The organism is Streptomyces sp. NPDC058741 (assembly GCF_042746715.1).
In the GTDB taxonomy this organism is placed as follows: domain Bacteria; phylum Actinomycetota; class Actinomycetes; order Streptomycetales; family Streptomycetaceae; genus Streptomyces.
This window is the reverse complement of sequence record NZ_JBHYQH010000013.1, coordinates 20,320-38,984: the sequence shown is the minus strand read 5'-3', so window position 1 is coordinate 38,984 and position 18,665 is coordinate 20,320. Positions and strand designations below refer to the sequence as shown.

Annotated in this window: 15 protein-coding genes, 2 tRNA genes and 7 pseudogenes; 14 read left to right on the top strand and 10 right to left on the bottom strand. The window is 72.1% G+C overall.

Annotated features, from left to right (window positions below):
• Nucleotides 1-170 precede the first annotated feature (170 nt).
• From ACFW6P_RS13485 to ACFW6P_RS13470, 4 genes and pseudogenes are all read right to left on the bottom strand, one after another.
• Nucleotides 171-1,202 (bottom strand): annotated as a pseudogene (locus ACFW6P_RS13485) (MsnO8 family LLM class oxidoreductase).
• A 120-nt stretch (nucleotides 1,203-1,322) separates the two neighbouring features.
• Complete coding sequence (locus ACFW6P_RS13480) at nucleotides 1,323-2,768, bottom strand: MFS transporter (protein WP_386423695.1); 1,446 nt, start codon at nucleotides 2,766-2,768, stop codon at nucleotides 1,323-1,325.
• A gap of 94 nt (nucleotides 2,769-2,862) precedes the next feature.
• Nucleotides 2,863-3,408 (bottom strand): TetR/AcrR family transcriptional regulator, encoded by a 546-nt coding sequence (locus tag ACFW6P_RS13475; RefSeq protein WP_386359282.1) that lies wholly within the window; start codon nucleotides 3,406-3,408, stop codon nucleotides 2,863-2,865.
• A 121-nt stretch (nucleotides 3,409-3,529) separates the two neighbouring features.
• Nucleotides 3,530-4,003, bottom strand: a complete 474-nt coding sequence (locus ACFW6P_RS13470; RefSeq protein ID WP_386423693.1) for a nuclear transport factor 2 family protein — start codon at nucleotides 4,001-4,003, stop codon at nucleotides 3,530-3,532.
• 1,415 nt (nucleotides 4,004-5,418) lie between these two features.
• On the opposite strand from ACFW6P_RS13470, the pseudogene ACFW6P_RS13465 reads away from it, so the two are divergent.
• Nucleotides 5,419-5,728: pseudogene (locus ACFW6P_RS13465) on the top strand (tyrosine-type recombinase/integrase); the annotation flags it as partial.
• Between the two features lie 102 nt (nucleotides 5,729-5,830).
• Here ACFW6P_RS13465 and ACFW6P_RS13460 read toward each other — a convergent pair.
• Nucleotides 5,831-5,904 (bottom strand) — tRNA-Pro (locus ACFW6P_RS13460).
• 97 nt (nucleotides 5,905-6,001) lie between these two features.
• On the opposite strand from ACFW6P_RS13460, the gene ACFW6P_RS13455 reads away from it, so the two are divergent.
• From ACFW6P_RS13455 to ACFW6P_RS13445, 3 genes are all read left to right on the top strand, one after another.
• On the top strand, nucleotides 6,002-6,541 hold the full coding sequence (locus tag ACFW6P_RS13455; protein ID WP_386423691.1) for a DUF309 domain-containing protein: 540 nt from the start codon (nucleotides 6,002-6,004) through the stop codon (nucleotides 6,539-6,541).
• Nucleotides 6,542-6,583: 42 nt separating this feature from the next.
• Nucleotides 6,584-7,354 (top strand): precorrin-6A synthase (deacetylating), encoded by a 771-nt coding sequence (gene cobF, locus ACFW6P_RS13450; RefSeq protein WP_386423689.1) that lies wholly within the window; start codon nucleotides 6,584-6,586, stop codon nucleotides 7,352-7,354.
• Nucleotides 7,355-7,673: 319 nt separating this feature from the next.
• Nucleotides 7,674-8,474, top strand: coding sequence for an HAD-IIA family hydrolase (locus ACFW6P_RS13445; RefSeq protein WP_386423687.1), 801 nt, complete (start codon nucleotides 7,674-7,676; stop codon nucleotides 8,472-8,474).
• Here ACFW6P_RS13445 and ACFW6P_RS13440 read toward each other — a convergent pair.
• Complete coding sequence (locus ACFW6P_RS13440; protein WP_386359287.1) at nucleotides 8,460-9,233, bottom strand: sulfite exporter TauE/SafE family protein; 774 nt, start codon at nucleotides 9,231-9,233, stop codon at nucleotides 8,460-8,462. The genes ACFW6P_RS13445 and ACFW6P_RS13440 overlap by 15 nt on opposite strands.
• Nucleotides 9,234-9,336: 103 nt before the next feature.
• A complete protein-coding gene (locus tag ACFW6P_RS13435) occupies nucleotides 9,337-10,524 on the bottom strand; it encodes a thiolase family protein (protein ID WP_386423685.1) in 1,188 nt (395 codons plus the stop codon).
• A 186-nt stretch (nucleotides 10,525-10,710) separates the two neighbouring features.
• Here ACFW6P_RS13435 and ACFW6P_RS13430 point away from each other — a divergent pair, with 186 nt between their 5' ends.
• The 6 genes and pseudogenes from ACFW6P_RS13430 to ACFW6P_RS13405 all read left to right on the top strand — a co-directional run bounded on the left by ACFW6P_RS13430 (nucleotide 10,711) and on the right by ACFW6P_RS13405 (nucleotide 14,714).
• Entirely contained in the window at nucleotides 10,711-10,971 is a 261-nt protein-coding gene (locus ACFW6P_RS13430) for a WhiB family transcriptional regulator (RefSeq protein WP_386359289.1), read from the top strand.
• Nucleotides 10,968-11,444, top strand: a complete 477-nt coding sequence (locus ACFW6P_RS13425; protein ID WP_386359290.1) for a Dps family protein — start codon at nucleotides 10,968-10,970, stop codon at nucleotides 11,442-11,444. The genes ACFW6P_RS13430 and ACFW6P_RS13425 overlap by 4 nt, the downstream gene beginning before the upstream one ends.
• Before the next feature lie 136 nt (nucleotides 11,445-11,580).
• Nucleotides 11,581-11,864 (top strand): annotated as a pseudogene (locus ACFW6P_RS13420) (DUF3140 domain-containing protein); the annotation flags it as partial.
• Nucleotides 11,865-11,875: 11 nt separating this feature from the next.
• A pseudogene (locus tag ACFW6P_RS13415) lies at nucleotides 11,876-12,527 on the top strand (endonuclease).
• Between the two features lie 411 nt (nucleotides 12,528-12,938).
• Nucleotides 12,939-13,766, top strand: a complete 828-nt coding sequence (locus ACFW6P_RS13410) for a hypothetical protein (RefSeq protein ID WP_386359291.1) — start codon at nucleotides 12,939-12,941, stop codon at nucleotides 13,764-13,766.
• Nucleotides 13,767-13,901: 135 nt separating this feature from the next.
• Nucleotides 13,902-14,714, top strand: a complete 813-nt coding sequence (locus tag ACFW6P_RS13405; protein WP_386359292.1) for an SAM-dependent methyltransferase — start codon at nucleotides 13,902-13,904, stop codon at nucleotides 14,712-14,714.
• Between the two features lie 88 nt (nucleotides 14,715-14,802).
• Here the strand turns inward: ACFW6P_RS13405 and ACFW6P_RS13400 are convergent, their stop codons facing one another.
• Nucleotides 14,803-15,399: a transposase gene (locus tag ACFW6P_RS13400; protein ID WP_386423683.1), complete on the bottom strand. Its 597-nt coding sequence runs from the start codon at nucleotides 15,397-15,399 to the stop codon at nucleotides 14,803-14,805.
• Between the two features lie 23 nt (nucleotides 15,400-15,422).
• Between ACFW6P_RS13400 and ACFW6P_RS13395 the strand changes: the two are divergent.
• Together ACFW6P_RS13395 and ACFW6P_RS13390 are read left to right on the top strand one after the other, a co-directional pair.
• Nucleotides 15,423-15,647, top strand: a pseudogene (locus ACFW6P_RS13395) (hypothetical protein); the annotation flags it as partial.
• A gap of 24 nt (nucleotides 15,648-15,671) precedes the next feature.
• Nucleotides 15,672-16,199 (top strand): NUDIX hydrolase family protein, encoded by a 528-nt coding sequence (locus ACFW6P_RS13390; RefSeq protein WP_386423752.1) that lies wholly within the window; start codon nucleotides 15,672-15,674, stop codon nucleotides 16,197-16,199.
• Nucleotides 16,200-16,309: 110 nt separating this feature from the next.
• On the opposite strand, the pseudogene ACFW6P_RS13385 reads toward ACFW6P_RS13390, so the two are convergent.
• Nucleotides 16,310-17,135: pseudogene (locus ACFW6P_RS13385) on the bottom strand (nucleotide sugar dehydrogenase); the annotation flags it as partial.
• A gap of 207 nt (nucleotides 17,136-17,342) precedes the next feature.
• Nucleotides 17,343-17,416, bottom strand: a tRNA-Pro gene (locus tag ACFW6P_RS13380).
• 136 nt (nucleotides 17,417-17,552) lie between these two features.
• On the opposite strand from ACFW6P_RS13380, the pseudogene ACFW6P_RS13375 reads away from it, so the two are divergent.
• Both ACFW6P_RS13375 and ACFW6P_RS13370 read left to right on the top strand, forming a co-directional pair.
• A pseudogene (locus tag ACFW6P_RS13375) lies at nucleotides 17,553-17,714 on the top strand (transketolase); the annotation flags it as partial.
• An 80-nt stretch (nucleotides 17,715-17,794) separates the two neighbouring features.
• Nucleotides 17,795-18,664 carry a transketolase family protein gene (locus ACFW6P_RS13370; protein ID WP_386423750.1) on the top strand — a complete coding sequence of 290 codons (870 nt, stop codon included), beginning with the start codon at nucleotides 17,795-17,797 and terminating at the stop codon, nucleotides 18,662-18,664.
• Nucleotide 18,665: the final 1 nt, after the last annotated feature.

Here is an 18,665-nt window from a genome sequence, read left to right as displayed (position 1 = left end):
GGGCTGGTGTGGTGACCTTTGCGAGGCGTCAGCCGCCGTCGAATCGCGGGCTGATCAGCCTCACCGGCTGGCAGCGGCGTGCTGTGCGGCGCTGCGAGGTACGCCGACGGCAACGAGTCTGCTCTCCGAGGGCGCGTCGCTGCTCGCCCCGTGCGTGTCCGTGCCACTGGTCATGCAGTCAGACCCACGGCGCGGGCCGGTCTCCGGTAGGAGTCGAGCATGTCCGCGCGGTCGTGGGTGCTGGCGGTGACGAGCACTTCGTCGGCGCCGCTGAGAGCCACCACCTTCGACAACTGTTCGGCGACCTCGTCCTGCGTGCCGTGGATGTGACCGCGCAGCGCGTCCTCGTAGCACGTGCGCTCCTTGGCGGTCATCGGCCGAGCTTCGGTCTCGGCGACCGAGGACGGGGACGGGAAGACGCCGCGCGTGCGCCTGTACGCCACCGACCCGGCCTCCGGGATCAGCAGGCGCCGCGCCCGTTCCGTGGTGTCGGCGACGACCACGGTGCCGGAGACGATGACGTACGGGTGCTCCGCCCACCGGGAGGGGAGGAAGCCCACCCGGTAGGTGTCGATGGCCCGCAGCATCCGGTCCCGGTCGCGCAGGTCACCGATGAGCAGGGGCAGCCCCTGCTCTGCGGCGATGGGGGCGCCCGTGCCCATGGCCAGGATGAAGGGCGCGGGCCGCAGGCCCTCGGCGGGCGGGCGTGGACCTGAGGGTGGGCGGTCTGTTCGCCGGTGAACCAGTCCAGCAGCTGCTCCGGTTGCCGGGTGAAGTCGTCGGCGTCGCTCTCGTCGCGGCCGAGTGCTTTGCGGACGCCGTGGTGAAGCCCACCTATCGGCCGAGTCCCATGTCGATCCGGCCGGGGAAGAGGGATTCGAGCACCCCGAACTGCTCCGCGACGACGAGTGGTTGGTGGTCGGGCAGCATCACGCCGCCCGTTCCCACCCGGATCCGCGAGGTCGCGGAGGCGATCGCCGCGGCCAGCACGGTCGGGGCCGAGCCGGCGACGCCGGGCACGCTGTGGTGTCCGGAGACCCAGAACCGGTGGTGGCCGAGGGCCTCGGCCTGCTGTGCGAAGCGGACGGTGGCCTCAGCGTCTCCGCCCGTTCCTCGCTCGTGCGGGTGCGGGAGCGGTCCAGTACCGAGAAGCGGGTCCTGGTCAGTTCGTCGGTGGTTGCACGTGCCGACGTCGCCTTCACCGTCCTGCTCCTGAACGTGGGAGTGGGGAGCGTCAGCTGTGGATGACGCAAGATGACCCCCTCGGCGGGGCGGGCTGGCCGCCCCGCCGAGGGGGTCTGTGTGTTCTCCGCTCAGGGGGTTCAGGCGGAGATGCCGGCTTCCGACCGCTGCGGGGCCTGCGTCGCGGTGGGGGCCGGAGGGGTGGTGCCGGGCCGGCGCAGGGTCAGGGCGATGGCCACACCGAGGAGGGTGAGGGCGCCGGCGGTGAACCCTGCGGTGCGCAGGCCGGGGACGAGGTCCGGGCCGGTGGTGACCTCGACGCCGCTGTTGGCGATGGCGACCAGGATCGCCAGGCCGACGGCGGAGCCGATCTGCTGGGTGGTGGAGGCCATGGCGGAGGCGATGCCCTGGTGGCGGGCGTCGACGCCGCTGGTGGCCGCGACGAACATCGCGGTCCAGGTGATGCCCTGGCCGAGGCTGAGCAGGATCACGCCGGGCAGCAGCGCCGGATAGCCGCCGTTCGGGGACATGCCCAGCGCCAGGACGGCCATGCCGGCGGCGCCCACGAGCAGACCGGTGACGATCGTCGTACGGGGGCCGACCTTGCCGAGCAGCTTCTCGCTCAGCTTGGTGCCGATCATGCCCACCAGCGCCGAGGGCAGGAACGCCAGACCGGTGGCCAGGGCGCCGTAGCCGCGCACGTTCTGCAGGTAGACGGTGAAGAAGTAGTACTGGGCGCCGAAGGTGCCCATGAAGACGAAGGTGATGCCCATCGCGGCGACCAGACTGCGGTTGCGGAACAGGCGCAGCGGCATCAGCGGGTGAGCGGTACGGGACTCGACGATCAGGAACAGTCCGATGAACAGCGCGCCGCCGAGGAGGGCGATGAGGGTCTCGGCGGAACCCCAGCCGGCCTCGGGCCCCTGCACGACGCCGAAGACGAGGGCGGAGAAGCCGACCGTGGCGGTCAGCGCACCGGTCAGGTCGAAGCTGCGGCCCCGCTCACGCGGCGCGTCCTTGGCGATGATCGAGAAAGCCGCGGCGGCGGCGCCCAGGGCGAGGGGGACGTTGACGTAGAAGACGGACTCCCAGCCGAGGTAGTTCGTCAGCACGCCGCCCAGCAGGGAGCCGAGCGCCAGGCCGACGGCTCCGGCGCCGCCCCAGATCGCCAGGGCTCGGTTGCGTTCGGCACCTTCGGTGAAGGTGGTGCCGATCAGAGAGAGGGTGGCGGGCAGCAGGAGGGCGCCGCCGAGTCCCTGGACCGCGCGGGCGGCCACGAGCAGCCCGGGGTCGGTGGCCAGTCCGCCGGCCAGGGAGGACAGGCCGTACAGGACCAGGGCGGTAGTGAACATACGGCGGTGGCCGAGGAGGTCGGCGGCCCGGCCGCCGAGGAGCAGGAAGCCGCCGAAGGCGATCGCGTAGCCGCTGACGACCCACTGCAGGCTCTGCGCGTCGAAGCCGACCTCGCGGCCGATCTCCGGGAGCGCGACGTAGACGATGTTGTAGTCGATGGCGCTGATGAACTGGGCGAAGGCGAGCAGGGCCAGCAGCAGCCCGGTCGAGCGGGGCTTGGAGTGGGGTGGCATGTGGGGAGCCTCTCTGGGCGATTAATTAAGCGGTTGACCGCTTACTTTTGAGGGCGAAAAGGGGCCGCCCGGGGCGGCCCGCGAAACACTTCGGCTAGGCGCGCAGTGCGCGCGCCCAGGGAGCGTCGAGAGTGGTGGCGTCGATCGCCATCATGACGTTGCTGAGCAGGCCGGCGGCGAAGTGGCGGCGGAGCTGCTCGTCGGAGGCTCCGGAGACGGCGCGGACGTACTCGACCTGCTTGGCATAGCAGGTGCGCACGGCTTCACCGATGACCGGCTCACTGGCGCTGCACTGGGCGTGCATGAGGATCATGAGCACGTCCCGGTCAGCGATGATCTCGTCATAGGAGGCGGTCAGCGCCTTGAGGACCTCTTCCGGGTCGGTGCTCCGCACCGATGCGGCCGCCACGGCGGCACCCTCCCGCAGGCGGGCGGAGCAGTGGTCGACCAGAGCCGCGAACAGCGTCTCCTTGTCCTTGAACAACCGGTACAGGTAACCCTGCGAGATACCGGCGGCCTTGGCCACGTCCATCGTCGAGGTCCCGTAGTACCCACGCTCGGCGAACGTCTTGATCGCCGTACGCATGACCGTGGCCCGGCGCTCCTCGGCAGTGGAACGCTGCCGTGTCCTCGTCTCCATGTGAGTAACCAAACACTTTCCGTACTCGAGGCGTCAAGTCGCCGGACCGTCTCCGGGCGGGCGGGTCGCCGCGACGGAGTCGGGGTGGGCGACACGCCCGCCCGGAGAGTGACATGCGGCCTCAGTCGTTGCTGAAGGCGGCGACCATGTCGGCCGGACTGTCACCGAGGGCTTCCATGCCCACCAGCGGGTTCCAGAAGTCGACGTAACGGCTGATCCTGCCGCCCTTCGTCTCCACCACCGAGATGTACGTCTGGTTGTACGGACGCCCCGTGGCCAGCGCGGCACCCCGGCTCTTGAACTCCGCGATCACCAGCGACGGATCAACCGTCTCGTGGAAGTGCAGGTCGATGAACTCCACCTTGAAGTGCTCGGGGAAGTTCTTCATGTACTCAAACAGCCCCTCCTTGCCCACCGTCCTGGTCGGGAAGCCCTTGGGCGCGTAGGGGAACTCGAGGACGCCGTCCTCGGTGAACAGATCCACCCACTCCGAGATCCGCCCGGACGACAGGTAGTCCAGGTGGTTCTTGAACGCCTGCTGTGCGCCGGCCCGGATGTCGTCCGTGTTCCGCGAGGTGGAAACCGTGTCAGTCACGTCTGATCCTCTATCTTTCAAGCGGTCGATCGCATAGTTGGTCCTCATGGAAGGCTTTGGATGCCTTGCCGAGTGATCAAACTGCTTGCTTCGACCTCGTTCAGGTTGCATATTGCCTGCTCAACAGGAGCCTGGCGGACACTTCTGCCTCTTACTGCTCCTGCTCGCCATGGCGATATAAGTAATTAACCACTCGCATCTGAGGTTGTCAAGCGCCCACTCTCCACCCGCAGACCGACTGTGCCCAGTCGTGGCCGACCGGCCTTCGTCGACGGCGTGTGCCGGCGGACGTCGGTGAGGCCGACTGACACGCATCCGTCAGGTGGTGATCTCCAGGTGTCGCTGCCGAAGAGCACTCCCGCGTTGGGCGGCGGGCCGCGGAGCGTGGTGGGGTCTGCCTGCGGCCGGAAAGCCCGGCGTTCGGGTCGACCCCGCACCGGCAGACCTCCCCTGCCCGGTGCGTACAGCCCCGTCGACAGGGTTTCTGCAGGCCCCTCGCCGGGGCGGCCACCCTCGGCTGCCGACTGCCGCTGGCCGAGCCCGGCGAGCTTCAGGTGGCGGCCCGCTTGGCCGGGAAGCGGTGCTCACCGTGCATCACCCGAGCCGGGCGTGCGAAGCGGCGGTATGGAAGACGAACCAGGTCAGGAGGGTGATGCAGCGCCCTCGGCCAGGCTGGATGCAGGTGAACAGGGGGAAGTACAACCTCAGAGTCAGAGTGGCCGCCCCTCGTCGGGACATGGCTGACCCCCTCGCCGGGGCGGGTTGGCTCTCCCTGCGAGGGGGTCTGCTTGTTCTCCGCCGTAAGGGGTTCAGACGGAGATGCTGGATGGCGTTGCTGCGGCGGCTGCGGCGCGGCGGCTGCGGGCGGCGCTACCGGCTGGAAGGGCTGCGGAGGCGAGACCTGGGATGCGCGGACCGGGGACGGGGCATACGTCGACACCCGAGTCGACGAGAGCCCTGCCGGTTGTGGCCCGCGAAGCCGGCGTCGACCTCGACTTCCCGCACGGATTCCGCGCCAGGTCGCTGCCGGAGTCCGAACAGCAGGCCGCCGGACGCATCAACCGCGAAGGCCACCGCAGAACCCAAGACAGCGTCCTGATCATCTCCGAGCCGACCGGCGGACTCCAGCCACAAGTGATCTACAACCGATCCGGCATCGCAGCAGCATCCCGCCGCTTCGGCAAGGGCCTGGCAGCCCCCGACGACCTGGACACCCTGCGCTCCTCCTACCAGCACCGCCACCAACTCCAGGCCGGACGCTCCTCCACAGATCCCGACGGAGCCACCGGAGAAGTCATCGAGGCACTGCGAGAGAAGCTGGACCATCCGGAAGTTGCCCGCAGAATGCGCGTGATCGACCACGAGCACTCCGTGACCGTCGTCGTCATCCGCTCCCAGCTCACCCACACGGAGTCCCGCGAGGCGGACGCATCTCCACCGCCGTCCTGCGCGACGCCACGCACTGGGACGAGGTGGTCACCAAGCTCGGCTACGAAGCACTTGCGCCGCCATGGCCTCCGGCACACCGGACTGACCTGGTTCGCCGACGCCGGAGTCCACGTGCGCGTCCTGCGCAGGATCACCGGCTACGGGCCCCCGACCACCACCCAGCGCTACCTGCACCCGGACGTACACAAGATCACGGCCGCCGGAGCGGCCCTCTCCGCACACCTCAGAGTGCTGCGGGCACCGCGCTCGCTACCGAGCCCGATCGTCGTGACCCGTCGACCTCGGTCAAGGACGCTGGATCTCCCACTGGTCCCCAAGAATGATCAAGGGCCGGTTTCGGATCCTCCGAAACCGGCCCTGACCTGCGACTCATACGAGTCGGGACGACAGGATTTGAACCTGCGACCCCTTGACCCCCAGTCAAGTGCGCTACCAAGCTGCGCCACGTCCCGATGCGCGCCCTCGCCGTACCCGGCGTGATCACGCGAAGAGCACCTTACCCCACACCCCCGGCCGCGCCGAAAGCGGGCCGGGCGCGACAATCGGCGTATGGGCAGCACGAGCGGCGGCAGCGCGGAGAGGCCGGGCGGCACCCGGGACCGCGACGGTGAGGGACGGGCACGCAACGCCCGCCCCCGGGACGGTCTCGGCAGGCCCCTGCCCTACGGCGAGGACGGGGTGCCCCGGCAGCCCGAGGGCGTGGTCCGCACCCCGCGGGAGACGGTGGCGGAGGCGCAGCGGCTGCTGGACGAGGGCAGGCCGTTCCACGCGCACGAGGTCTTCGAGGACGCCTGGAAGTCCGGCCCCGAGGAGGAACGGGAGCTGTGGCGCGGTCTGGCCCAGCTCGCCGTGGGCCTGACCCACGCGGCCCGCGGGAACCTCACGGGCGGGGCCCGCCTGCTGCGGCGCGGCGCGGGCGCGACGGAGGTGTGGGTGTCCGTCTCCGGGCAGCCGCAGCCGCACGGCGTCGACGTCGGGGCCATGGCCGCCTGGGCACGGGAGCTGGCCGCGGACCTGGAACAGGACGCCCGGCCCGTGGACGCGGCGGCCCGGGCGCCGAGACTGCGCGGAGCGGCGCCCGGGCACTGAGCCCCGGGGCGGGGGCGCGGTCGTGTGGGGCAGACTCGGAACGTGCGAAGGATCCACGTCATCGGCATCGGCGCGGGCGACCCCGGCCAGCTCACCCTGCAGGCGGTCGGGGCGCTGCGGAGCACGGACGTGTTCTTCGTCCTGGACAAGGGCGAGGCGGCGCCGGAGCTCACCGGACTGCGGCGGGACATGCTCCGGGCGCATCTGGAGGAGGGCACGTACCGCGTCGTCGGGGCGCCGGACCCGGAGCGCGACCGGTCCGCGGACGGCGCTGCCCACGCCCGCGCCGTCGGGGGCTGGCGCAGCGCCCGGGCCGGCCTCTACGAGCGGCTGATCGCCGAGGAGCTCGGCGAGGAGCAGACCGGCGCGTTCCTGGTGTGGGGCGACCCGTCGCTGTACGACAGCACCCTCGCGGTCCTGGAGGAGGTGCTGGAGCGGGGCGCGGTGGCGTTCGCGTACGACGTCGTGCCGGGCGTCAGCAGTGTCGCGGCGCTGGCCGCCCGGCACCGCACGGGGCTCAGCCGTATCGCCCGGCCGGTGCAGATCACCACGGGCCGGCGGCTCGCCGAGGGGTTCCCGGAGGGCGTGGACGACGTGGTGGTGATGCTCGACGCCCACCGGACGTTCCGTCAGTACGCGGACCAGGACATGGACATCTACTGGGGCGCCTACCTGGGCACCCCGGACGAGATCCTGGTCTCCGGGCCGATCGCCGAGGCCGCGCCCCGCATCGAGCGGCTGCGTGCCGAGGCGCGTGCGCGCAAGGGCTGGATCATGGACACCTATCTGCTGCGCCGGCACCCGCGCGACTGACCTGACACGACTGGCGCCCGCATCGCCGGGCACCCGTGCGGGCGTTCCGGCCCGCGCACGGAGGCCCGCGAAGGCCCTGAGCGACGGGCACCCGGGTCGGCGGCGTAGGCCCGGGCGGGGCCGGCACCCCGGTGATCCTGCACCGCGGGAGGCGTACGTCGAGGGCGCGCCGCGACGGACGGCCGCGGGGTCCCCACCGGTCGGCCGCGACGGACGGCCGCGGTCCTACCGGCCACACACCGGCCCCCGCCCGGACGTCATGTCCGCGGCCGGCCGTACGGGAGCGGCGGGCACGGCCCACCCTGGCTATCGTCCAGTCATGAAGTCCGTACGGGCCGTGCTCATCGACATCGACGGGGTGCTCACCGTCTCGTGGGAACCGCTGCCCGGTGCGGTGGAGGCACTGCGGGAGATCCGGGAGGTGGGGCTCGGGGTCCTGCTGGTCACCAACACGACGTCCCGTACGCGTGCGTCGATCGCCCGGACGCTGGCGGACGCGGGGTTCACGGTGTCGGCCGAGGACATCCTGACGGCGCCCGCGGCCACCGCCGAGCATCTCGCCGAGCACTCTCCCGGTGCCCGCTGCGCCCTGCTGAACAGCGGCGACATCGTGGAGGACCTCGACGGGGTGACGGTCGTGGACCCCGCGGACACCGGTGCCGTCCCGGACGTGGTGCTGGTGGGCGGGGCCGGTCCGGAGTTCTCGTACGCGGCGCTGGACCGGGTCTTCGGACATCTGCAGCGCGGGGCCCGGCTGGTGGCGATGCACCGGAACCTGTACTGGCGTACGGCCGAAGGGCTGCGGCTGGACTCGGGGGCGTTCCTGGCCGGTCTGGAGCGGGCCGCCCGGGTGGAGGCGGAGATCACCGGCAAGCCGGCCCGGGCGTTCTTCGCGTCCGCGCTGACCCGGCTGGGCGTCGGCGCGGACGCGGCCGTGATGGTCGGGGACGACGTCGACTCCGACGTGCTGGCGGCGCAGCGGGCCGGGATCACCGGGGTCCTCGTGCGGACCGGCAAGTTCAGGCCGGAGGCGCTCCGCGCCGCCGACGGCACCCCCGACCAGGTGATCGACTCGTTCGCGGACCTGCCGGCGCTGCTGCGGGGGTCAGCGCAGCAGTAGCTGGAGGCCCCCCACGACGGTCGCCGCGATGACCAGCCGCTCGAACAGGCGCTGGTTGATCCTGTGCACCGCCCACGTGCCGAACAGGGCGCCGGGTACGACGAACACCACGAGCGCGAGGTCGAGGAGCAGGGAGCGGCCGTCGATCAGACCGAGGCCGACGCTGAAGGGCAGCTTGGAGGTGTTGACGATGAGGAAGAAGAAGGCCGAGGTGCCGAGGAAGCCGAGCTTGCGGAAGCCCGCGGACAGCAGGTACATCGACATCACCGGGCCGCCGGCGTTGGCGACCATGGTGGTGAAGCCGCCGAGGACACCGTAGGAGCGGGCCTTGAGCCGGCCCGCCCGGCCGGTGACCGCCTCCGGCTCCTCCTCCCGGTCAGCCGTCCGCCGGCGCCACACCGTCACGGCGGCCATCAGCAGCAGGATCGCGCCGATCGAGGTCCGTACGGTCGCGTCGTCCGCCCACATGAGGAACACCGTGCCGATGACGACGCCCGCGGCGACCGCCGGGAACAGCCGCCACAGGGTGGGCCAGTGCGCGTGCCGCCGGTAGGTGGCGACGGCGAGCAGGTCACCGGCGATCAGGATCGGCAGCAGCACTCCGGTGGAGGCGCGGGCGGGCAGCACCGCGGCGAAGACGGCGAGGCTGACGGTGTTGGCCCCGCTGACGGCGGTCTTGGAGAAACCGACGAGCAGGGCCGCGAAGGCCAGGGCGGCGAACTCCCAGCCGGTGATGTGCCAGAGCGTCATGGTGTTCATGCGAACACCGATGCTATGTGCAACGAACCGACGGGGTGGGCGCCGTCTCGCCTGCTGGGCCGGTCCGGCTCTCGGCTCGGCCTCAGCGCGGCGGGTGCGACCGCTAGCGCCGTTCGACGAGGACCGCCGTGCCCTGGCCCACGCCGACGCACATCGTCGCCAGCCCCCGGCCCGCTCCCGTCCGGCGCATGCGGTGCAGCAGCGTGGTCAGGATGCGGGCGCCCGAGCAGCCCAGGGGATGGCCGAGGGCGATGGCGCCGCCACTGGGGTTGACCAGGTCGGGGTCGATGCCGAGCTCATCGACGCAGGCCAGGGCCTGGGCCGCGAAGGCCTCGTTGAACTCGGCCTCCTCGACGTCGCCGATGCTCCAGCCGGCCCGGGTGAGGGCCTTGCGGGTGGCGGGGACCGGGCCGATGCCCATGACGTCGGGGTGGACGCCGGCCGAGGCGCCGGCGACGTAGCGGCCGAGGGACTCGAGGCCCAGGTCGTTCAGGGCCTCCTCGCTGACGAGGAGCAGGCCGGCCGCGCCGTCGTTCATCGGGGAGGCGTTGCCCGCGGTGACGGTGCCGCCCGGCCGGAAGACGGGCTTCAGCCGGGACAGCTTCTCCGGGGAGGTGTCCTCGCGGACGCACTCGTCGACGTCGACGACCACGCCGTCGGGGCGCTCCACGTGCAGGAGCTCGTCGTCGAAGTGGCCGTTCTTGCGGGCCAGGGCGGCGCGCCGGTGGCTGCGCAGGGCGAAGTCGTCCTGGCGCTCGCGTGAGACGCCGTACCGCTCGGCGACCTCCTCCGCCGTCTCGCCCATGGCGAGCAGGCCGTGCAGGTCGCGCATCGCCGGGTTGACCAGCCGCCAGCCGAGGCGGGTGTCGTGGGTCTCCATGCGGTGGGGCAGGGCCTCGTCGGGGCGGGGCAGCACGAAGGGGGCGCGGCTCATGGACTCGGAGCCGCCCGCGATGACGATGTCGGCCTCGCCGGCGGAGATGGTGCGGGCGGCGGTGGTCACGGCCTCCAGGCCGGAGGCGCACAGCCGGTTGACGGTGGCGCCGGGCACGGACTCGGGCAGGCCCGCGAGCAGCGCGGCCATGCGGGCGACGTTGCGGTTGTCCTCGCCGGCCTGGTTGGCGGCGCCCCAGTAGACGTCGTCGACGCGGGCCGGGTCCAGCGCGGGCACGTCGCCGACCAGGGCGCGCACGACCGTCGCCGCGAGGTCGTCGGGCCGCACCGGGGAGAGGGATCCCCGCAGTTTTCCGATGGGGGTGCGGCGGGCGGCCGCGAAGTGGACGGGACGCACGGAAGGGCTCCTCACACCGCCTGCTGGTTAGCACTGCTAGTTTCGGACTATAGCCTCCCGTCCGGTCTCTGGGAAGATTCCAAGGGCCGGATGGGCCTGTGAACGGGGCGATCGCAGGCGGGAGGGCTCGGCGGGCTGCGTTCCGCTTCGGGTTTGCACCGGTCCGCCCGGGGCATCCGCGCGTTCATGGAGTGGTTGCGGAGCGCCGCCTGCGTCGACGAGGACCCCGAGCTGTTCTTTCCCGTGGGCACCGCGGGACCGGCCCTGCGGGACGTCGACGCCGCGAAACGGATCTGCGCGCGCTGCCCGGTCGCCGACGACTGCCTGGCCTTCGCCCTGAGCAACGGCCAGGCCTCGCCGGGCGTGTGGGGCGGCACCTGCGAGGAGGAGCGCGACGCACTGCTCCGGACGACGAGGTACGACGTGAGAAGGAGAAGCACCCCATGACGGCTGTGCGGAGCACCCTGCCCGACGACGCCCGGAAGGTGGCCTGCGAGGCTCTTCAGGACACGCTGGTCGATCTGCTCGGCCTCTCACTGATCGGGAAGCAGGCCCACTGGAACATCGTGGGGCCGCGCTTCCGGTCCATCCACCTCCAGCTCGACGAGGTGGTCACGGCCGCGCGGGAGTTCGCCGACACGGTCGCGGAGCGCTCCGCGGCGCTCGGCGTGCCGCCGGACGGCCGGCCGGAGACCGTCGCCAAGGCCTTCACGCTGCCCGCCCCGAAGGAGGGCTGGGTGCGCGACTCGGACGCCGTCGAGGTGATGGTGGAGTCGCTGCAGGAGGCGATCGGCCGGCTGCGCGAGCGCATCGCGGTGACCGAGGAGGCCGACCCGGTCACCCAGGACCTGCTGATCAGCATCACCGCCGACCTGGAGAAGCAGCGCTGGATGTTCGACGCCGAGAACTTTCCCCGCTGAAGCCGTCCCCCGGGACGGCACGCCCGGGGGACGACCGGGTCCGCGCAGAGCACCGACGTACGCGCGGAAGGGGCACGCGATGACCGACGCCCTCGAACTCGACGCGCTGTGAGGGGACTTCCACCGCGTGGTGAACATGACCTCGCAGGAACTCGCCGCCTGGCTGCGGGTGCGGGACGCCGAAGAGGCCACGGAGCCGCTGCCGGAGCAGGCGGGCACACGGACCGGGCAGCACGTCCTGGCGATCCTGCAGAAGCGGCGTACGGATCTGACCGTGTCCACGACCTGCGCGTGATGCGCAAGGTCGTGGACACGGTCACGGAACAGGCGGACCTGGAGAACGAGCCCGAGCCGGAGACGACGGACGCGGACACCCGCCGCCGGCACCGGCTGATGACGATCGGGCACGACCCGCTGAAGGGCTGGCTGTTCTGTCCGGGGAAGGCGCGGAGCGCGTCGTACGGGAACTGCTCGACGCGCACGGCCGGACCTACGCCGAGGAGGCGGGCATCCGGCTGCGGGACACACCGCAGCCGCTGTACCGGCTGCTGGTGCTGTCCCACCTGCTCAGCGTCCGCATCCGCGGATCGATCGCGCTGGCCACCGCCCGTGAACTGCACGCGGCGGGGCTGGGCGATCCGCGGCGGATGGCCGGGGCGAGCCGGCAGGACCGGGTGGACGCTCTCGGGCGGGGCGGCACCGGCGCTACGACGAGCGCACCGCCACGCAGCTCGGTGACGCGGCCGGCCTGCTGACCGAGCGCCGGCACGGGGACCTGCGGCGGCTGCCCCGCGAGGCGGACGGAACCGTGGGCGAACTGCGCCGGCTGCTGCGGGAGTTCCCGGGCATGGGGCCGTCCGGAGCCGACATCTTCGTCCGCGAGGTCCAGGGCCTCTGGCGGAGGCCGCCCCCTACCTGGACGCCAAGGCCCTGCAGGGCGCGGAGCGGCTGGACCTGCCGAAGGACCCCGAGCGCCTGGCCGGCCTGGCCGGGAAGGCGGACCCGGCCGTGTTCGCCGCCGCGCTGACGCGGGCGGCGGTGGACCAGGACGTCGCCGACGACACGCTCCGCCGAGCCGGCTGACGCGCTCGCCCCCGCCGGGCAAGCCGTGCCGGCATCCGCCGCCCGGTGGCCCTCCCCCTCAGCCCGGCGACCGCCCACCGTCCGCGGTCGGTTCGACCGCATGGACCGACCCGTTGCGCACCAGGGAGTCGGCCGCGGCCACGACGTCCGCCACGGTGGCCGGGCGCCCGGTGGCGGGTCTCGGGTGCGCGGCGTGTGGAGGACCTTCTGCGGCTCGGCATGCCCGCACGGGTTGTCGACCACGGACCTCGCACGCACGACGTCGACGCGCACGGGCGCGAACTCCGGGCCGATGCCGGAACGCCGCGAACGCCGCTCCGCGGCTCACCCGAACGGTCCGGCGCCGCTGGTGGGCGGCCGGTGCCGGTGGTGCGCTGGGGGCACGCGTCACGTCCCCCGGAGGCACTCCCGATGAGCCGTCGTCCCGTCCGTCTTGCCCGCGCCGTCTCCTGCGCCGTGGCGGCAGGCACCCTGCTGACCACCGCCGCCTGCTCGGACGGCGGCGGCACGGACGCTCCACGGGCCCAGCGCGTCACCGCCGAGCAGGTCGCCGGAGAGAAACGGCAGACCCCCTCGCCCACCGCCGCCCTCACCACGGAGGGTGCCCGCGCCGCGCTGATCACCGAAGCGGACGTCGAGGACGACTGGACCCAGGTCAAGGACACCGAGGCCGAGAACTGGAACGACAGCCTGCCCGTCGGCACGGTCGACGTCGCGGACTTCCTCGACGCCAAGGCCCAGGCCGCCTCCTGCCAGCGGCTGATCAACTCCTTGTTCGACGACGACCTGCTGGGCAGGCCGTCGGGCGCCTCCGCGCTGCGCGGCTTCGAGCAGGGCGACTCCCGCCTGCTGTACCAGGTCGCCTCCTACGAGCGGACCGACCCGGAGGACTCCCTGCACTGGATGGCCAAACTGCCGGAGAAGTGCGACCAGTTCACCGTGAACGGTGACGGCGGGCAGCGCACCGTCCAGGTCGTCGAGACCTCCCTGCCCGATGTGGGCGACGATCGTGAGGGAGTGCGCGTCACCGTGCGGGGGCCGGCCGGGGGCCAGGACGTCACTCTGACCCTGGACATCGCCGCCGTACGGGTCGGCGACGACGCGATCACCGTCACGGCAGGCGGACTCGACGGCGGTCAGAAGGACTCCGTGGACCAGGCGGTGAAGCAGGGCACCCAGCGCCTGAAGGACGTGCTCGCGGGCAAGACGCCGAGTCCGAACCCCAGCATGTTCGACTAGGGCGGCCCGCGCGGCTCTCCCCCGCCGCGGACCGCCCCGCTCACCCCGCCGATTCCCGGGACAGCGTGATAAAGCGAGCGGCACAATGGCGGCGAAGGCCGGTCGCGGCCGGTGCGGGCGAGGAGAGGAAGAGACGTGAGGGAGAGCCACACCCCGCCGAGCGGCTCGGCGAGGCTGAACACCGGTGTGGCGCACAACGCGCGCGTGTGGAACCACTGGATCGGCGGCAAGGACAACTACGAGGTCGACCAGCAGGTCGGCGAGCACGTCGCCGGCATGTTCCCGGTCATCCGGGACATCGCCCGGGCGGACCGGGACTTCCTGGGCCGGGCCGTGTCGTTCCTGGCCGGCGAGCGCGGTGTGCGGCAGTTCCTCGACATCGGCACGGGCCTGCCGACGGCGGACAACACCCATGAGATCGCCCAGCGGATCGCACCCGACGCGCGCATCGTCTACGTCGACAACGACCCGATCGTGCTGGTGCACGCCCGCACCCTGCTGACCGGCACGCAGGACGGCGCCACCGCCTACATCGACGCCGATGTGCACGACCCGGAGTCCATCGTCGAACGCGCCGGGCAGATCCTCGACCTCACCGAGCCGGTCGCCGTGATGATGCTGGGCATACTCAACTTCGTGCTGGACGCCGACAAGGCCCGGGACATCGTGCGCCGGGTGATGGCCGCGGTCCCGTCGGGCAGTTTCCTGGTGCTGACCCACCCGACCTTCGACGACGAACTGGGCGGTGCGGGCCAGATCCCGGCGATGGAGTTCTGGAACGAGAACGCCATTCCCCCGATCACCGCCCGCAGCGGCGCGGACATCGCCGGGTACTTCGAGGGTCTCGAGGTGCTGGAGCCGGGCCTGGTGTCGTGCGGGCAGTGGCGCGCCGAGCCCGGCGCGGCCGTGCTGGTGCCGCAGTACGGCGCGGTGGCCGTGAAGCCCTGACCCGTGTGCGGCCGTCGCCCGTCGAGGAGGACCGAGGAGGATTTCCCATGACGTCGTCAAGCCGGGACGGTGACGCCTCGTGACGGGGTCATGCCGCTGCGGCAGCGGGCTGGGACGTGACGGCCTCGAAGGTCCGGTGGTCGCGTATCAGGGCCCAGAGCGCGTTCAGGCGGCGTCTGGCCAGCGCGAGGACGGCCTGCTTGTGGGATTGCCCCTCGGCACGTTTGCGCTGGTCGAAGGCTTTGGAGAAGGGGCAGTGCACGGTGGCGACCGGGGCGGAGAGGTAGAACATCCGCAGCAGCCGTCGGCTGTAGCGTCTGGGCCTGCGCAGGTTGCCGCCGATCTTGCCCGAGTCCCGGGGGGCGGGGGCGAGCCCGGAGACGCCGGCGAGCCGGTCGGGGCTGCCGAAGGCGGTCATGTCACCGCCGGTCACGGCGATGAACTCCGCTCCGGGCATGCCGATGCCGGGCATCCTGGTGATCACTTCGGCGTCGGGATGCTCGCGAAACCGGCCCTCGATGAGGGCGTTGGTCTGGGCGATCTCCTCATCGAGGGCCATCACCTCCCTGGCCAGGGTGTGGACCATCTTCGCGGCGGTCTTCTCCCCGGGGACGACGGTGAACTGAGCCTCGGCGGCGGTGACCGCAGCGTCGGCGGCGCTCCTTGCGGCGTTCAGGGTGCGCACGCCGTGGTTCTTGAGCCAGCCGCCTCGGGGCGCTCGCCTTCCGGCAGGGGCTGGTAGCGCTGCTCCAGGAGCGGGGCGACGCCGACGAACTGTCCCTGCCGGACGCGCTGCGGATCGCGCGGTGGGCCGGCCGGGACAACGCCCTGCGGGTCTACGGACTGCCCGATCCCACGCCGGGAGGCGACCCGACGGCGTGTGGACGGTCACAGTTCCCCCGGAGCGGCTACCCAGGAAGTCCGAACGGCTGAAAGTATGATCAAGCGATGTCTGACATGACCGAAACCACGCCCGGCTGGCTGTCCTCCGACGAACTGGAGATGACACGTGCCCGCATGCCGATCCTGTACGTCGAGGCGGTCCCGGTCCGCGTCGACGACAGCGGCGAAGTCACCAGTGTCGGGCTGCTGCTGCGCATGGGACCCGAGGGCACGGTCAGCCGGACGCTGGTCTCCGGCCGCGTGCTGCACCACGAACGCGTCCGCGACGCCCTCCTGCGCCACCTGGAGAAGGACCTCGGCCCGGTGGCCCTGCCCCGCGTCCCCGCGTCCCTCCAGCCGTTCACGGTCGCGGAGTACTTCCCGACCCACGGCATCACGCCGTACCACGATCCCCGCCAGCACGCGGTGTCCCTCGCGTACATCGTGCCGGTGACGGGCGACTGCCGGCCCCGGCAGGACGCCCTCGACCTGGTGTGGTTCGACCCGCGGGAGGCCGTCTCGGAGGCGGTGCAGAGCGAGATGCCGGGCGGGCACGGGGTCCTGCTGAAGCAGGCGCTGGCGCACGCGGGGTGTGCGATCTGAGGCACCCGGTCCGGGCCGCGGGCGGCAGGCCGAGGCGGTGGGCACCCCAGGCGCTGGATGTGACGCCGGGGCTGGAGGTCGTTGACCTCGATGACGGACGTCAGGAGATGGAAGACGTGGCCGGTGTTGGACGCCAGGGCGCGCAGGGCCCGGCTGTCCTTCGGGAAGCAGGAGCCGCCCCAGCCGAGCCCCGCCTTCAAGAAGTGGGGGCCGATACGGCGGTCCATGCCGATCGCCTCGGCGACCCGGGTGACGTCGGCCCCGGTCGCCTCGCAGCTGTGGGCCAGTTCGTTGACGAGGGAGATCTTCGTGGCGAGCGCGGCGTTGGCGCCCAGTTTCGCCAGCTCCGCCGAGGCGACGTCCATCCGCACGACGGGCCCGTCTACACCGCGGTGCAGCGCGGCGACGAGGTCAGCGGTGACCTCGTCCCAGGTCCCGATCACCACGCGGTCGGGCCGCATGAACTGCGCGACCGCCGTGCCCTCCGCGGTGAACTCGGGGTTGGAGGCATAGCCGACGTGCTCCAGGCCCGCGTCGTCGAGTGCGGCCCGGAAGGGCCGGCCGGTGCCCACCGGGATGGTGGATTTCACGACGACGGCGGACAGGTGCGCGGCGCTCCGCAGCTCGTCGATCACCGCGAAGACGCGGGACAGGTCGGCATCGCCCGACGTCGTCGGCGGGGTGTCGACACACGTACACGATCTCCGCGCGCCTGACCGCCTCGCTCGCGTCCAGGGTGAAGAGGAGGCGCTCCCGGTTGCGCCCGGTCATCTCGCCCAGGCCCGGCTCGTGGATCGGCACCTCGCCCGCGTTCAGGCGATCGATCCGCTCCGGCACGATGTCCCGCACGATCACCGTGTGTCCCGGCTCGGCGAAGCAGGCCCCCGTCACCAGGCCGATGTAGCCGGCGCCGAAGACAGCCACGGTGCGTTTCATCGTGAGAGATCCCTTCCTCGCGGCAGGCCTCGGCGCGCGACCGTGCGGACGTGCGCGGATCGGGCTTTCAGCCCAGCCAGGGAGGCCCTCGCTTCCCGGCCCCTGCCGCCGGCGCGCGTGTGCCGCTCCGTGCCGTCCGGTGAACGGAGTGCCGCCGGCACGAGAAAAGGGCCCTCGCGGCCGCTGCCGCGAAGACCCTTCGCACCGTCGGGACGACAGGATTTGAACCTGCGACCCCTTGACCCCCAGTCAAGTGCGCTACCAAGCTGCGCCACGTCCCGGTGCCCGTCTGACCTGGGAGTTTCCCCGGCCGAACACGCAGGGAAACAATACCGCACTCGCGCCGGTGATCGCGCACCGGTTTCCGCGGGGAAGCCACTTGACCTCAACAATACTTGAGGTTGCACGCTCGTGCCCATGACGAACACGACGCTCACGCACACCTACGCCGACCTGCCGGACCTCATGGGCCTGATGACCGGCGACGAGAAGCACGGCCCGGCCGCGACGTCCACACTGGACGAGCTGTGGGTGCTCTACGACCCGGTGCCCCGAGTGGACCCGGAGCACCCGGGCGCCCCGGAACGGGACCGGTTCCTGCTGTCGAAGGGGCACGGGCCGATGGCGTACTACGCCGTTTCGCGCCCGTCGTCTCCCGGCTGCTGGACGAGGACCCCCGGGTCGCCGTCGTCCTCGCCGAGATCGGCGCGGCCGGCTTCACCGAGGCCGCCCGCCGGCATCCCGACCGGGTCGTCAACGTCGGCATCCGCGAGCAGCTCCTGGTCGGGGCCGCGGCGGGACTGGCCCTGACGGGCCTGCGGCCCGTCGTGCACACCTTCGCCAGCTTCCTGGTGGAGCGGCCCTTCGAGCAGGTCACGCTGGACCTCGGGCACCAGGACGCGGGGGCGGTGCTGGTGAGCGCGGCCGCCTCCTTCGACTGGCCCGCGGGCGGCTACACCCACATGGCGCCGGGCGACGTGGCCCTGCTCGACACCCTGGACGGCTGGACCGCCCATGTACCGGGCCACCCGGACGAGGCCGAGGTCCTGCTGCGACACGCGGTCGCCGCGGGTGACGACAAGGTGTACGTCCGGCTTTCCCTGCGGTCCAACGGGCGGGCGCTGACCGTCGACGGGGAGCGCTTCCGCACCGTCCGCGAGGGGCGCGCGGGCGTCGTCGTCGCCGTCGGGCCGATGCTCGACGCCGTGCTCGCGGCGACCGAGGACCTCGATGTCACCGTGCTGTACGCGACGACCGTCCGCCCCTTCGACGGGGCGGCGCTGCGCCGGGCCACCGAGGCGGCCGGGACGGACGTCGTCCTGGTGGAGCCCTACCTGGCCGGCACCTCGACGGCCGCCGCGAACGACGCGCTGGCGGATGTGCCGCACCGGGTGCTGGGACTGGGCGTCGGCCGCCGTGAACTGCGCCGGTACGGGCAGGTGGAGGAGCATGTCGCCGCGCACGGTCTCGACGCCCGGTCGCTGCGGGAGCGCATCGGGGGCTTCGTCGGCGCCGCGACGCCGGTGTGAG